The 13,315-nt window shown below is 62.7% G+C and carries 14 protein-coding genes; 5 read left to right on the forward strand and 9 right to left on the reverse strand.

The genetic code is table 11. The annotated features are described in order from the left end of the window. Window positions 1-11 precede the first annotated feature (11 nt). The 8 genes from M0D69_RS36335 to M0D69_RS36370 all read right to left on the reverse strand — a co-directional run bounded on the left by M0D69_RS36335 (window position 12) and on the right by M0D69_RS36370 (window position 8,730). Window positions 12-1,952, reverse strand: coding sequence for a DUF1989 domain-containing protein (locus tag M0D69_RS36335; RefSeq protein WP_301786654.1), 1,941 nt, complete (start codon window positions 1,950-1,952; stop codon window positions 12-14). Beyond that, a complete protein-coding gene (locus M0D69_RS36340; RefSeq protein WP_301786655.1) occupies window positions 1,946-2,431 on the reverse strand; it encodes a flavin reductase family protein in 486 nt (161 codons plus the stop codon). The genes M0D69_RS36335 and M0D69_RS36340 overlap by 7 nt, the downstream gene beginning before the upstream one ends. After that, the gene (locus M0D69_RS36345; protein WP_301786656.1) at window positions 2,428-3,837 is read right to left on the reverse strand and encodes an acyl-CoA dehydrogenase family protein; all 1,410 of its coding nucleotides are present in this window, start codon (window positions 3,835-3,837) and stop codon (window positions 2,428-2,430) included. Before M0D69_RS36345 ends, M0D69_RS36340 begins: the two co-directional genes overlap by 4 nt. Window positions 3,838-3,893: 56 nt before the next feature. After that, window positions 3,894-4,943 (reverse strand): DUF3445 domain-containing protein, encoded by a 1,050-nt coding sequence (locus tag M0D69_RS36350; RefSeq protein ID WP_301786657.1) that lies wholly within the window; start codon window positions 4,941-4,943, stop codon window positions 3,894-3,896. 71 nt (window positions 4,944-5,014) lie between these two features. Next, entirely contained in the window at window positions 5,015-5,974 is a 960-nt protein-coding gene (locus M0D69_RS36355) for a PDR/VanB family oxidoreductase (protein ID WP_301786658.1), read from the reverse strand. Beyond that, complete coding sequence (locus M0D69_RS36360) at window positions 5,971-6,549, reverse strand: dimethylamine monooxygenase subunit DmmA family protein (protein ID WP_301786659.1); 579 nt, start codon at window positions 6,547-6,549, stop codon at window positions 5,971-5,973. Before M0D69_RS36360 ends, M0D69_RS36355 begins: the two co-directional genes overlap by 4 nt. A 596-nt stretch (window positions 6,550-7,145) precedes the next feature. Then, a complete protein-coding gene (locus M0D69_RS36365; RefSeq protein WP_301786660.1) occupies window positions 7,146-7,406 on the reverse strand; it encodes a hypothetical protein in 261 nt (86 codons plus the stop codon). A gap of 397 nt (window positions 7,407-7,803) precedes the next feature. Beyond that, complete coding sequence (locus tag M0D69_RS36370; protein WP_301786661.1) at window positions 7,804-8,730, reverse strand: LysR family transcriptional regulator; 927 nt, start codon at window positions 8,728-8,730, stop codon at window positions 7,804-7,806. Window positions 8,731-8,905: 175 nt separating this feature from the next. On the opposite strand from M0D69_RS36370, the gene M0D69_RS36375 reads away from it, so the two are divergent. From M0D69_RS36375 to M0D69_RS36390, 4 genes are all read left to right on the forward strand, one after another. Then, window positions 8,906-9,535, forward strand: a complete 630-nt coding sequence (locus M0D69_RS36375; RefSeq protein WP_301786662.1) for an amidohydrolase family protein — start codon at window positions 8,906-8,908, stop codon at window positions 9,533-9,535. After that, complete coding sequence (locus tag M0D69_RS36380) at window positions 9,523-10,257, forward strand: amidohydrolase family protein (protein ID WP_301786663.1); 735 nt, start codon at window positions 9,523-9,525, stop codon at window positions 10,255-10,257. The genes M0D69_RS36375 and M0D69_RS36380 overlap by 13 nt, the downstream gene beginning before the upstream one ends. Window positions 10,258-10,318: 61 nt before the next feature. Then, window positions 10,319-11,521, forward strand: a complete 1,203-nt coding sequence (locus M0D69_RS36385; RefSeq protein WP_301786664.1) for an arabinose transporter — start codon at window positions 10,319-10,321, stop codon at window positions 11,519-11,521. 66 nt (window positions 11,522-11,587) lie between these two features. Next, window positions 11,588-12,358, forward strand: coding sequence for an SDR family oxidoreductase (locus M0D69_RS36390; protein ID WP_301786665.1), 771 nt, complete (start codon window positions 11,588-11,590; stop codon window positions 12,356-12,358). A gap of 369 nt (window positions 12,359-12,727) precedes the next feature. Here M0D69_RS36390 and M0D69_RS36395 read toward each other — a convergent pair whose 3' ends face one another. Next, a complete protein-coding gene (locus tag M0D69_RS36395) occupies window positions 12,728-12,913 on the reverse strand; it encodes a 4-oxalocrotonate tautomerase (protein ID WP_301786666.1) in 186 nt (61 codons plus the stop codon). A gap of 119 nt (window positions 12,914-13,032) precedes the next feature. On the opposite strand from M0D69_RS36395, the gene M0D69_RS36400 reads away from it, so the two are divergent. Continuing rightward, window positions 13,033-13,305, forward strand: coding sequence for a LysR family transcriptional regulator (locus M0D69_RS36400; protein ID WP_301786667.1), 273 nt, complete (start codon window positions 13,033-13,035; stop codon window positions 13,303-13,305). Window positions 13,306-13,315 lie beyond the last annotated feature (10 nt).

A 13,315-nucleotide genomic window follows, 5' to 3' on the forward strand; every position in this document is an offset into this window, starting at 1 on the left:
CGCCTCTCGCGCTAGCTTCTTACGCGGCTCTTGGTCGGGTCGTAGTGCGGAAAAGGCACCACGTCGACGGCCAGCCGCTTGAGCTTTCCATCGAGCTTGCCGATCTCGAAGCGCGAGCCTGCCTCCGAATACAGGACATCGACACGTGCGAGCGCGATCTGCTTGTCGAGCAGCGGTGAGCGCGTCGCACTGGTCACCTGCCCGATCTGCGCCCGGCCGTCATAGACGATATCGCCACTGGCGAGCGCTTCAGCGCCCTCGCCGATCAGACCGACCAGCTTTTTCTGCGGCCTGAGGGCGCGCGCCGCAAGCGCCTCCTTGCCAACAAAATCCGAAGGCTTGTCCGGCGCCACGCAAAAGCCGATCCCAGCTTCGAAGGGATCGGTCATCGGACAGAACTCCTGCCCCGCGAAAGCCAGGCCCGCTTCGATGCGAAGCATATCGAGCGCAGCCATGCCCAACGGCGCGATACCGTGAGGGGCGCCCGCTTCCCAGACCGCATCCCAGACCCGCGTGGCGTCCGGCGGATGACACCATAATTCGAACCCCAACTCGCCGGTGTAACCCGTTCGGGACACGATTACGGGAACACCTTCAGGACCACCGATGCGCCCCACGGTAAACCGGAACCACTTCAGCGTTTCGGCGCTGCTGCGGACAGGCGGCGTCCACAAGACCTCTCTGAGTACGTCGCGGCTTGCCGGACCTTGCAGTGCGATGTTATGCAGGCGATCGGTCACGTTGCGCACGAAAACCTTGAGCCCGAGCGCCACTGCCTGTTCCTGCAGCCAAAGCCCAGTCGTATCTTCCCCGCAGACAAAGCGGAAATTATCCGTGCCCAGCCTGAACACCGTGGCGTCGTCCATCATCCCGCCGTGCGGGTGACACACGGCCGTGTACACCACCTGTCCAACCGCGAGCTTGCGCATGTCGCGTGTCTGTACATGCTGGAGCAAAGCCTGCGCATCGGGACCGGTCACATCGAACTTGCGCAGCGCCGACAGGTCCATGACCGCGACGCGTTCACGGCATGCCCAGTACTCGGCCATCGCACCATAGCCGGTGAACTCGTGCGGCAGCCAGAACCCGCGATAGTCCACGAAGTGTTGCGCAAGAGCGCGCGTGCGCGGCGCGAAGGCGCTGTCGCGTGTCAATCGAGGCGTGGCGTCGGCAGTCATACGGTGGGCGATTGCGCTCGGAAAGGAATGATGCGCGTCGTACACGCGCACCAGGATGTCGGTGGGTCGCCAGCCATTGGCGGCATCGATATCGTCGGCGCACGACGAAACGGCCAGCAGTAAGTCGCGGCTCGCACGCAGCAGCACATAGTCGCCAGTGCGCGACCACGGCTCGTCGAACACCAGCGTGCCGCACGGCTCGATCCGCGTATTGAAGAAGAAGTTGATAGCGATCCAGCCCGGACGCGGCGCGATGCCATGCGGCGCCAGCACCGTGTTGAAGTTTTCGCTGCAACTGTCGTGGCCGGGGTAACCCGCGTCGTCGTAATACTTGCGCGTGCAGGCGAGCGCAAAACTATCGTGGCGCCCTACTGTGTCCTGCACGACTTCGAGCATCGCCTGCATGCGCGAGTCGTAGTACTTCGCATGCAGGCCGGGTTGCGGCACATCGCGGCACATCAGCGTACGCGTGACGGCGGGGTCGAGCGCGAGCGTTTCACCGCGCGCGAGCGCCGCGGCGTCGAAGGCGAGCAGGTCCGAACACTGTCGTCCTTCCACGTCTATCACCTGCACGTACTGCCCTGCTGCGACGCTCAACGTACGCGCCGACCCCGCGGCCACGCGATATTCGGCAAGCACTTCAGCAAGGCGCGCGCGTTCGAGCGGATCGGCATGCGGCGGCGCGGGCTTATCGGTTAGATCGTCGGCCAAGTCGTTGGCTAAAGGCGGCAGATCGAATTCCGGCAGCTCGCCTGACAACACTTCGTTCAACATACCGCCGTCTCCGCGAGCGCACGATAAGACCCGCGGCAAAACACCAGCGGCTCCCCGTCGCGCGCCCTCATCGACTGCACTTCGACTACGAAGATCGTATGGTCGCCACCGTCGTAGCGCGCATACGGGCGGCACTCGAAAATCGCCAGCGCATCGCTCAACAGAGGACTGCCCGACCTGCCGCGCACGTAGTCGAGACCGGCCCATTTCTCCGTGCCGCCTCTCGCGAACCGCATCGACAGTTCGTGCTGGCCGTGCCCGAGCACATGAATCGCGATGCCTTCGGCCGCATCGAACGAACGGTGGCACGGCGAAGTCTTGCCGATGCTGAACAGCACGAGCGCCGGTTCGAGCGACACCGCGTTGAACGAACTGACAGTCACGCCCACCGGCCCGAAATCGGCATCGTGCGTGGTCACCACTGCGACGCCGGTCGGGAAATGGCCGAGCGTCGTGCGGAACTCGCGCGGATCCATCATGCCGCCGCTGCGGTCTGCAGTTCGGACAGCAGGCCGTTGGCAAAGGCCATCTTTTCGTCGCGGGACATCTTCTTCAGCTCATTCGAAAGCACGCGCTGATTGACCGACTGGTTCCAGTAGTCGAGCACCTCGAAGCCGAGCAACGCCGACTTGCCCACGAACTGCCGCAGCACTTCGTTGGTTGGTCCCATCACCCAGCCGGCCTTGCCGTCGCGCAGCAGGCGCTCGATCTGCAGGCCCGGCTTGTAACCTGTGCCGCCGCACGCGTGCAGCATCTTGTCGGTCACGTGCGAGACATTCTTCGCGGCAAAAAACTTCACTTGCCACAACCAGTGCAGCATGCGCGATCGCGGCAAGTAGTCGGTATCGGCGTGCAGGTCCCAGTCGCAATCGCCCGTCAGCGCGTCGAGCGACTGCGCCGCGAGATACACATATGAGCGGCTCGCGTTGGTGTCAATGATCGCTTCGCCCACGTAGTCCTGGATGGTCGGATAGTCGGCCACGCGCATGCCGACGTCGGCGTGGGTCTTGCGCGTGGTGTGATTCTTCGCGATATCGATAGTGGCGAGCGCAATGCCGTTCCAGCAGGCCGACGAACACGTCAGGAAGAACGGATCGACCACTTCGTCGTTGGACTTCGCGCCGTCGCCGACCGGGCCGACCAGGCCGGTATCCGGCAACAGCACGCCTTCGATCGAGATCGGGCCCGACTGGTTGCCGCGCAACCCAAGGCCGTCCCAGTTCGCAGGGTCGGCCTTGACCTGATCCTTCTGCACGAGGAAGCAGCTCAGGTTCGAGTAGTCGCCGCCGAAATCCGGGCTGGTGGTCTGGATGATGTACCAGTCCGCAAAGCCGCCCGAGGTTGTCCACGATGCCTTCTTGTTGACGCGCCAGCCGCCGTCCACACGCTCTGCCCGCGACGACATCGGGTACCAGAAATGCGAGCCCGTCTCCGGATCCGAATACGACAGCGTGCCGATCAGCACGTCGCGGTCGATACGCGTGAGGATGTCGCGCAGCGCGGGATTCGTGTGATGGCGAAACAGCGCGGCGGCCGTGGCGCCGAGGTGCATTGTGTAGCACATCGCAGTCGACGGGCAGCCGTAGCGGGCGATCGTCTCGACAATCATGGCTGCGCACAGGTGGCTCTGGCCGCGGCCGCCGAGTTCCTTCGGCACGATCAGCCCGAGCAGGCCGAGTTTCGCCAGCGCTTCGAAATTCTTGCGCGGATAAACAAAGCCCTTGTCGCTTTCGATGGCATTGGCGCGCAGCGTTTTCTGGCACAGCGCGATCAGTTGCGTCTGCAAGTCCTTCTGCTCGTCGTCGAGCAGCCATTGCGGGTCCCATTCATAGCCGAGCCCCCAATAGCGTTCTTCGCCCCACATCTTCGTTGCTTGCATCGTCATGACAGATTCCTTGAATGGCAGAAAATTCGGGCCTTCGATCCGGCCTTGCGGTGTGCTCAGGCAGCCAGGGTTTCCGCTGCGGTTCCTGCTGCGGTGGGTGTGCCGTCGTCGTATTGGGAAAGCCACGTCACCGCCGTCCCGCGAAAGCGCGCGAGACCCTTGTATGCCGCGAGTTCGTCCGGCAGCGACTGCAGCACGCGATGCATGCGGCACGCCCACTTGCGCACACGCACCAGTTCGTCCAGACGGATCAGGTAACAGCGCACACCGAACAGCACCCCGTTGCTGCGCGGCAAGCGGAACAGCGTCTGCAATTCCACTCGCAGATGCAGTTTTTGCCCGATGTTTTCTGAGGTGATGCTGGCGCGGTCGGGACCCCAGTGCGGGTAGTTTTCCGGCGATGTATCGAGGCGCGGATTCACCGTCATCGTCCAGTTGAGGCGTCGAACCGGCTTGCCCCATTGCAAACGCAGCAGGAATTGCAACGCGCGGTCGAACACGCCCATCTGGTGTGCGAGCGGCACGGGTGCATGCCATTCGACGAAGCTCATGCCCAGATCGAAGTCGAGCGACCAGTCCGCCTGCGACGTCACCATGCCGCCATCCATGAACAGGTTGTCGTCGCGATGATCGAGCAGGCAGAAATCGCCCTGCGCCTGCCGCGTGATGTATTCGAACGGCGGCAGCGGCAGCGTCGATGCGTCGCCGAAACGGAAGCGGTCAGCGATCCCGAGCGGGCCATTGATCCACGTCCACCATTCGCCGTCGCGTGTCAGGCGAAAGTGCTGCGGATAGTCGCGCGACAGGCTTTCCATCAGCAGCTCGAGCGTGTCCCACTCGGCCACCTGCATGTGCGGCAGGACCTGACAACGCAGCGGATCGGCCGCGAGTGTCAGCGCGCGGTCGCGGCATTCCGCGACATAGTGTTCATCGACGTCGAAGGTGGCCTGGAACGCGTCCGAGGGACCACCCGTCACATGCGGTTCGATGTTGACGCTGTACATGTAACGATCTTCGTGAAACGGAAACGGGAAGCGCAGGATCGCCTCGTTGCTGTTGTTGTAGCGGAAGTCGTCGCGAAAGGTCTCGTCGGGCTTGAAGGTCATGGTCATCTCGATCCCCCGTGAATGGGTGTCTTGTCGACGCTGCTCGGGCATCGCAGCACGTAACTGCGGCACTACAGGTCCAGCACCAGCCGCTCGCCGATAGCGCGCGACACGCACGGCATGATGTGCCGCCCTTCGCTGCGCTCCGCCGCCGAGAGGAAATAGTCGCGGTGCTCCGGGCAGCCCTCGAGCACGCCCGTCTTGCAAACGCCGCAAGCCCCACCGCGACACTGGCTATGCGCGTGCACGCCGGCGGCTTCGAGGGCTTCGAGCAACGAAACGTCGCTGGGCACCTGGACCTCGATGCCGCTGCGCGCGAGGCTGGCGACGAACGACGCACCGCCGCGTGGGCCGCCAAAACGCTCTGCATGCAGCGAGCTCGCCGGCCAGCCGTGCTCGCGGGCGCTCGCGAGCACATGGTCCATCAGTGCATCCGGCCCGCACACGTAGAGCTGCGTGCCCAAGGGTTGAGCGCGCAACAGTGCGGGCACATCCAGACGATGCCCTTCCAGATCCTGATAGACGCGCGTGTTCGGACGACCGCCGAACCAGCCGGCGAAGCAGGTCTGTTCGTCGTCGCGGGCGCAGTAGTGGAGTTCGAACGGCTGGCCCAGCGCGTCGAGTTCAGGCAGGTAAGAAAGGAACGGTGTAATGCCTACGCCGGCGGCGATCAGGAGATGCCGCTTGGCCACACGAACTGGCGCGAACAGATTGGCGGGCGGCGTGGCCTCGAGCACGGCACCCGCGGCGATCTCGCGATGAATGAAGTGCGAGCCTCCGCGCGATTCCGGCACGCGGCGCACGATGATCTCGTATGCGTCACGAGCGCCCGGTTCGCTCGTCAGCGAATAGGCATTGCGGAAGGTTCTGCTTGCGTCGCGCAACGTCAGCACGATATGCGAGCCCGCCGATGCGGGCGCCAGCAGTTGGCCCTGTCCGCATGCCGGCACGAGGCGCAGATGTTTCAATGACGGCGACAAGGCACGCGTCGCCTCAACGCGCAGTTCGATCCGGTCGATGTTGCGGCTCATCGGCGCAGTTCCTCGACGGGCGGCAGCACGCCAGGTTCTTCGGCGTCGGCCTGCACGCCTATGTAGGCGCCCAGCCTTCGCGAGAAATGCGCCCGCACGGCAAGGGTCTTGCCGCATGACGGACAGGTAACGAGATTGGTGCCGGTGTCGCGGATGGTGTGGCGGCAGTGGATGCAGTAGACATTGCGCGACGGTTTGCCCGCGAGTTCGAGCTGCATGGCGTCGGTTGTCATTCCATACCGGGACGCAATTGCGCTCGCTTGCCACAGGAACGGTTCCGATCCGATGACACAAAGACGCAGGCCCATGCGGGCTTGCGAAAAGAACGCTTCCACCATGGCCCACAGGCTTTGGGCATCGTTGAAGCTGCGGCATTCGTACTGCGGCGTCAATGAGCGGAGGATCGTGTTGCCTAGCACGTAGACGAACAATGAACTCGCTGAATCGCTTAGCGGGCTCAGCTTCTCCGGCGTCAACCATTCAGCCCTTTCGACGATCAACAGGTGCTGTGGGACCGCCGCAATTTGTACGGGACAGTAGACTGGGGTGCTCGGAATGGCTTCGATGTGCATCATTCGGTTCCGACGTTAGGTGCCTGCACCTGCTGTGGCGCTTGGAACCACTATCGCCGGTCGGAATTCGATGCTCAATTCTCTTGAGGGAGTACCACCTTGGGGGGAGCAGTCCGCGGTCCAGCCTGTACGGAGTGCGGATTCGACCGGAGGATGCAACCCACCGGCTCGCTTAAATTTAATCCGTATCAGCCTCATACGAACCTCGTGAAACAGTCGGCGCTCCAGCGTTCGCTCCCTACGCCTAGTGTTCGGCGCGGGCAACATTCCAATGCAGTCGGATGAATGGTTCATGTCCGACCAGGTAGTGGAAATATTTCTCGCCTTTCTGAACGGAAAACCATTTCCGCCATCTATTCATTGGCGGCCAGCCCCCGGGTTTTAATCCTGAGCTTTCCTTGACGCGCACCCGGCGTCCCCTCTCGGTCGCCGTCAACCTGTACCTCTGTCTAGCGATGGACCTGCTTGTCAACGATCTGGCCGGCGATGTCCGATGGCCGTAGCTGGCCGCACTGGCACGTTCTCCGATCCGCGTTGCCAGCCCCAGACATGATCGTCAGGAGCCGCTCCCAGTCACTCCGCAGCAAGTCGCTGTCAGACTAGCGATAGTTAATAAAGTTGATGATGTCATTGAGGAACCACGGCAGAATCAATTGCGTATCGGGATAGCTGACACCGACGCTGAGCCTCGGTGGCGTTGACATGGAGTCACCGGGCATCGCACCGCTAGTAGTGTGCAGAATGTAGGTATCCGTGTTGGCCGGACTTGGCCGGGCGGTCTGATTATTCGCGGGCGACCATGCCGAGGAGCAGCCGGCGGTGAGCACGACGAAGGCCGCTGCGACGCAAAAGGGCTTCATGATGGCGTGAACTCCAGCAACGTTACTTTGACAATATGGCCGACGACGAATTCGTCCCGGTACGTGGCTGGACTCTGCCGAACGCAGGAGGCGCAGTCCGACCCTACGCAGTCTTACACGGTAGGGTCGAACGTCGGGTCATCCATCCATTTCGGACGCTCGTATCGGCGTGAGGACACGGGAGTTGATCATCAAGGTCAACAATTGGTCGGCCTATCTAGCAACTCCAAAAGTCATCGAGGCTTCCGCGCCGAGCTAGTAAATCCGCCGGTCATCCTACGAGGTTGACGTGTCCGCTATGGCTGCTGACCTGGCGTTCGTCACTCGGGGCCGCGAACATTCGGTTCCGAAAGTCGAACAGGAGTGAATCGGCAACAATCGAAACGCATTCGAGCGTTCAGGAAGATGCTGGCGCTGTGCTCGGCCCGTGGCAGAGCTGCCAGCAAAACTCGAGAAATGCCTCGACCGCAGCCGGAGGTAAACGCCGCGACGGCCGGATAGCGTAGAGCGGAAAGGTCTCGCCCGGCCAATCCGGGAACAGCTCCACCAAGGCGCCGCTTGCAAGCAGATGCTGCACGCCAAGAGCCAGGACCTGCGCCACACCAATGCCGGCCACACACGCTCCGACCATCGTATCGACGTCCGTTAGCGTCAGTCGGCCTGTCGTCTCGACCGGCAGGATCTCCTTGCCACGGTGAAATTCCCAGTGAAACGGCTTGCCGTGCTGTGGATCGATGTACTGGATACAGTCGTGCCTGACGAGTTTCTCAGGTGTCGTGGGGCGCCCATGTTTCTTGAGATAGGACGGCGACGCCACCGTCAGCACGCGGGTTTCGAGCAGCAGCCGGGAGGACATGCTCGACGCCGGCTGCGGCCCGAACCGCACCGCGGCGTCGATGCCCTCCGTCACCAGGTCGCCCGCATCCGGTAGCTGCACCACCGTCAGGCTGAGTTCCGGATAGCGCTCAACGAATTCCGGCAATCTCGGCGCCAGTACGTTGCGGGCAAACACGGGATTCAGGCTTACCCGCAGCGTCCCGCGAACCGTCACCGCCGCACCCGACACGACACTGGCCGCATCCTCGATGCCGGAGAGATGGGGTGCCGCCAGCTCGTAGAGCCGGGCGCCTTCGCCGGTCAGGTGCAGCGCACGCGTCGTGCGATCCACCAACCGTACACCAATGCGCGCTTCGAGCCGCGAGACAGACCGGCTCACGCCTGAAGCCGACAGTCCAAGCACCTCACCCGCCCGCGTAAAGCTACCGGTCTCGACGACGGCCGCCAGCACGCTCATCCCTGCAAGCAATCTCCCGTCAAAGCTCATTGGGCCTCACCTTTGACTTTTAGCATAAATCATTTGATCTTCTCTATCTTAATCAAAAATCGCGGACCACCTATCTTCCCATCAACGGCGCGTCACAGTGGCTGCTGCCACCCGGTAGTGCCGCTTCATACCGCCCTCCCGCCGTCGTCGATAACCCCACCTAATGGAGCTCACCATGCCTGGCACTGCACGCACCATCCTTTTTAAGGGTGGCACCATCGTGACGATGGACCCGAACGCTCCCAATCTCGCAACCGGCGACGTCCTGGTCGAGGGCGACCGCATCGTGGCCGTCGGCGCCAACCTGAAGGTCGATCACGCCGAAGTCATCGACGCCGCCGGAAGCATCGTCCTGCCCGGCCTGATCGATGCACACCACCATGCATGGCTCGGCGTGATGCGCCGGATGATGCCCAACGTCGACAATCTCTTCGCCTGCATCGATGTCGTCGCCGAGACGCTGGGTGCGCACTATCGCCCGCTCGACATGTATTTGAGTAACCGCCTGACGGCGGTGGCTTCGCTCGACGCCGGCATTACGACCATCATCGACGCTTGCCACAACTCGCGCAGCCCCGAGCACACCGATGCGGCGCTCGATGCACTCGACTCGGCCGGCATCCGGGCGCTGCACATGGTCGGTGCGGCAATGGACAAGAAAGCGTCCGCTGCCCATCTGCCGCAGGACCTGGAACGCCTCGCACTTAACTGGAACGTGGGACGGGCCTGGTGCGGGTTGGCCTCTTCGGTCAGCTCAATCTCGACTGGTGGGAAGTCGCACGCCGGCTCGACATGCAGATCCTGACCGAGTTCATCGGCGATCTCGCCAGGCTCACCCCCGAATTCGCCGAGCCTGGGGTGCTGGGCGCGCACAACATCTTTAACCACTGCACACGTATCCCTCAAGAAACGTGGAAGCTGTTCGCGGATGCGGGCGTGAACGTTACCGTCAATCCCCGTTCGGATGCGCTGTTCGGCTTCGATGATGAGAGCTTCGCCTATCAGCAAGCGATCGATCACGGCCTGACGCCGGCGCTCGGCATCGACCTGGACACCGCCTTCGGCAGCGATCTGTTTGGTGAGATGCATGCCCTGTTCGGGCAGCAGCGCTCGGCCATGCGGTATCGCCGTTTCCGCGGCGAGGCCGACACTCCCGCGCCGATCTCGGTAGACGCGGTGCTGCAAGCCGCGACGATCAATGGTGCCCGCGCCGCCGGCCTGGAACGTTCGATCGGCTCGCTGACCCCGGGCAAGCAGGCCGACATCATCATGGTGCGCACCAACGGCGTGGCCGTCTTCCCGGTGAGCAACGCCATCGGCACCGTCGTCCAGGCTGTCGAGCGCTCCGATGTCGACACCGTCATGGTTGCCGGCCAGTTGCGCAAGCGTGCCGGCAAGCTGATCGACGTCGATCTGGCAAAGCTGTCGGCCGAGGTGACCGCGTCCCGTGACTACCTGCTCGACGCGAGCGGCTACCGGCCCGACCTCTTCGAGACGTCCGCTTCTTCGCTAAACACCACCGCCTGAGTGTGTTCAGCCGCCCTTCGCTGGGAGGCCTTCTCTCAGGATTACTGATTTGGGGTTAGTCATGTCATCGCTTACCATGAAGACGATAGGTCAGGCCGACGCCACGCCAGCTTATCTGGCCCGTCCCTCCCTCGCCGTCATCGCTATGCTCTTCTGCGGCTATCTCGCCGTCGGTCTGCCGCTTCCCGTCATTCCGCTCTTCGTCCATGACAAGCTAGGCTTTAGCAACCTCGTCGTGGGGCTTGTGATCGGGATTCAGTTCCTCGCCACCGTACTGACCCGTGGCTATGCCGGTCACGTGACCGACCATCAGGGCGGCAAGCGGGCGGCCTTGCAGGCCGCTGCCTTCTCCGCCCTGGGTGGCCTGCTCTATCTGGTCGCCGCTATCCAGGGGCTTTCGCCGGCAGCCACTCTTGCCATCGTGATCGCAGGGCGTCTGGTGGCTGGCCTCGGGGAAAGCCAGTTCGTCACCGGCTGCGTGTCCTGGTCGATCGCCTCGGTCGGTCCGCAACGCGCAGGGATGTCGATGTCCTGGACTGGCATCGCGATGTTCGCCGCGCTGGCGATCGGTGCGCCCGTCGGCATGGGCCTTTATCAGCAGCTGGGCCTTCAGGTCGCGATGGCTGCCTGCATCGTCGCACCGCTGCTCGCTGTCTGTATCGCCTTTAGGGCGACCTCGTACGTTTCGCCGGCCGGCCATCGACTGCCGTTCTATCGCGTGATCAGCCAAATCTGGCGAGAAGGGCTGAGCTTGATGCTGCAAGGCGTCGGGCTGTCCGGGCTTACGGCATTTGCCTCGCTCTATTTCGCGATGCATGGCTGGGGCCATGCCGGACTCGTCATGACTGCGTTCGGTATCGGCTTCATCCTGATGCGCATAGTGTTCGGCTATCTGCCCGATCGCATCGGCGGCTACCGGGTGGCGCTTTGGTCGCTCGCCATCGAAGCCATCGGCCAAGCGGCGCTGTGGGCCGCGCCGTACGAGATAGTGGCGCTCGGGGGTGCGTTCGTCACCGGCCTTGGCTGCGCGCTGGTCTTTCCGGCCCTTGGTGTCGAGGCGCTCAAGCGCGTGTTGCCGGCGAATCGCGGCAGTGCGATGGGCGCTTTCGTCGCCTTCCTCGACATTGCCTATGGCATTGCCGGGCCCGCGGCTGGCCTCGTTGCCGGCCAGTTCGGCTACGCCGCGGTCTATCTGCTCGGCGCGGCAAGCGCGGTTCTTGGGGCGGTCCTCGTCCTGATCAGCCGCCGCTCCTCCGCACGCTGAGCATCTCACCCTCGGAACCGGCAACGCCTATGGCGCCGGTTCGCCATCCAGTACAGGAGAGTTCACATGGCACGCATATTCATTTCCGGTTCGTCCACGGGCCTCGGCTTCATGGCCGCCGAACTGCTTGTTGCGCAAGGGCACCAGGTTGTCCTGCATGCCAGGAACACCGCTCGCGCAGAAGTTGCGCGGCGCGCGTTACCCAAGGCCGAGGCCGTAGTCGTGGGCGACCTTGAAACCATCGCGGGGGCCAAGGCGCTTGCCGCGCGCGTCAACGAACTCGGCCGCTTCCATACGGTGATCCACAATGCCGCGGTCGGCTACCGCGAAGGCCAGCGCCTCACCACCGACGGTCTGCCGCATGTCTTCGCGATCAACACACTGTCCGCCTACATCCTGACCGCCCTGATAGAGAAGCCGAAGCGGCTCGTCTATCTGAGCTCGGGTATGCACCACCAGGTTGACGCCAATCTCGACGACATCCTCTGGCGCAAACGTCGCTGGAACGGATCCGCGGCCTATGCCGAAAGCAAGCTGCATGATGCAATGATTGCATTCGCAATCGCCCGCCGCTGGCCCGATGCCTTTTCCAACGCGCTTGAACCCGGCTGGGTACCTACCCGGATGGGTGGTCCTGGTGCGTCCGACGACATGGATCAGGCGCATCGCACCCAAGCCTGGCTCGCCGCCAGTGACGATCCGGAAGCTCAGGTGACCGGCCAGTACTTTTACCACCTGCGTCCGCTCGCTCCAAACCCGCAGGCGGAGGACGCTGCTCTCCAGAACCGGCTCATCGCGCAATGTGAGAAACTCTCCAACGTCCATTTGCTGGCATAAGCGCTCGCTTGCGTGGCCGGATTATCGCGTTGCCACCAATCAAACCCGCCGACGTTGTGTTCCGGGACCCGCCGTTCGATAGTCGACGCAACGAACGGCGGAAGCGGGTTGGAAGTACACGTCCGATGAAGTTGGGACCGGACGTTTGTGGCTTTCGACTGGCGAACGTCCGGTCAGCGGTCCACTGCAGATCTACAGGGTTGCCGAAAGCAGCCATTCAACACGGGAGTCGAGCGTCCCGGAAACTCGCAAAAATCACGATTCCGACAGGCTCCGCTCTCCGTTCCGACACTGGCCGCAGCAGTATGTCCCTGAGGGCGCCCCGGAGCATCGCATTCTACTGTTCGGGATGAGGCCCAGTTGCCGGGTTCATCCGTCCGCAAGCAGCTTGCCAGCTTTGGCCCAAGCGTCGCGCGGCACCTCGGTGATTACAACATCCACAGTCTCGGGCGGACAAACCAAGGTCTCGACAGCGACCCTTGTGACTTCGCGAACGAAAGCGCGTTTTTGCTCCAGCGTGCGGCCGGGATGCATTTCCAGATGAAAAACAGGCATGACAGTTCCTCGGTAAGCGACACCCCGAATGGAGTGTCAATACCTTCAGTGTCACGCACTTCGGAAGTTGAATAAACATGCGATGATTTGAGTCATTCACAACCTCCAGGTTCTTAATCATGGACAAGCTGGCGGGCATGGCGATGTTTGTGCGAGTGGTGGAAAGCGGCAGCTTCAAAGCCGCTGCCTTGGTCAGCGATGTTTCCCCGACCATGGTGGCCAAACATGTCCGAACAATCGAGCAACGACTTGGTGCACGCTTGCTCCATCGCACTACGCGCCGACAGCAGCTTACTGAAGTGGGCCGGCTTTATTACGAGCGTTGCAAGCACGTGCTAGTGGTCTGCGTCAAACGGATTGCATCTTATTCAGCTTGGCCCTGGCACGCGTGACTTTCGCGAG

Source organism: Caballeronia sp. SEWSISQ10-4 2 (assembly GCF_030464885.1).
Taxonomy (GTDB): domain Bacteria; phylum Pseudomonadota; class Gammaproteobacteria; order Burkholderiales; family Burkholderiaceae; genus Caballeronia.

Excerpts from the sequence above, each read along its gene's own strand:
- M0D69_RS36335 (WP_301786654.1), bottom strand. The coding sequence starts at position 1,952 with ATGTTGAACGAAGTGTTGTCAGGCGAGCTGCCGGAATTCGATCTGCCG.
- M0D69_RS36340 (WP_301786655.1), bottom strand. The coding sequence starts at position 2,431 with ATGATGGATCCGCGCGAGTTCCGCACGACGCTCGGCCATTTCCCGACC.
- M0D69_RS36345 (WP_301786656.1), bottom strand. The coding sequence starts at position 3,837 with ATGACGATGCAAGCAACGAAGATGTGGGGCGAAGAACGCTATTGGGGG.
- M0D69_RS36350 (WP_301786657.1), bottom strand. The coding sequence starts at position 4,943 with ATGACCTTCAAGCCCGACGAGACCTTTCGCGACGACTTCCGCTACAAC.
- M0D69_RS36355 (WP_301786658.1), bottom strand. The coding sequence starts at position 5,974 with ATGAGCCGCAACATCGACCGGATCGAACTGCGCGTTGAGGCGACGCGT.
- M0D69_RS36360 (WP_301786659.1), bottom strand. The coding sequence starts at position 6,549 with ATGATGCACATCGAAGCCATTCCGAGCACCCCAGTCTACTGTCCCGTA.
- M0D69_RS36365 (WP_301786660.1), bottom strand. The coding sequence starts at position 7,406 with ATGAAGCCCTTTTGCGTCGCAGCGGCCTTCGTCGTGCTCACCGCCGGC.
- M0D69_RS36370 (WP_301786661.1), bottom strand. The coding sequence starts at position 8,730 with ATGAGCTTTGACGGGAGATTGCTTGCAGGGATGAGCGTGCTGGCGGCC.
- M0D69_RS36375 (WP_301786662.1), top strand. The coding sequence starts at position 8,906 with ATGCCTGGCACTGCACGCACCATCCTTTTTAAGGGTGGCACCATCGTG.
- M0D69_RS36380 (WP_301786663.1), top strand. The coding sequence starts at position 9,523 with ATGCAGATCCTGACCGAGTTCATCGGCGATCTCGCCAGGCTCACCCCC.
- M0D69_RS36385 (WP_301786664.1), top strand. The coding sequence starts at position 10,319 with ATGTCATCGCTTACCATGAAGACGATAGGTCAGGCCGACGCCACGCCA.
- M0D69_RS36390 (WP_301786665.1), top strand. The coding sequence starts at position 11,588 with ATGGCACGCATATTCATTTCCGGTTCGTCCACGGGCCTCGGCTTCATG.
- M0D69_RS36395 (WP_301786666.1), bottom strand. The coding sequence starts at position 12,913 with ATGCCTGTTTTTCATCTGGAAATGCATCCCGGCCGCACGCTGGAGCAA.
- M0D69_RS36400 (WP_301786667.1), top strand. The coding sequence starts at position 13,033 with ATGGACAAGCTGGCGGGCATGGCGATGTTTGTGCGAGTGGTGGAAAGC.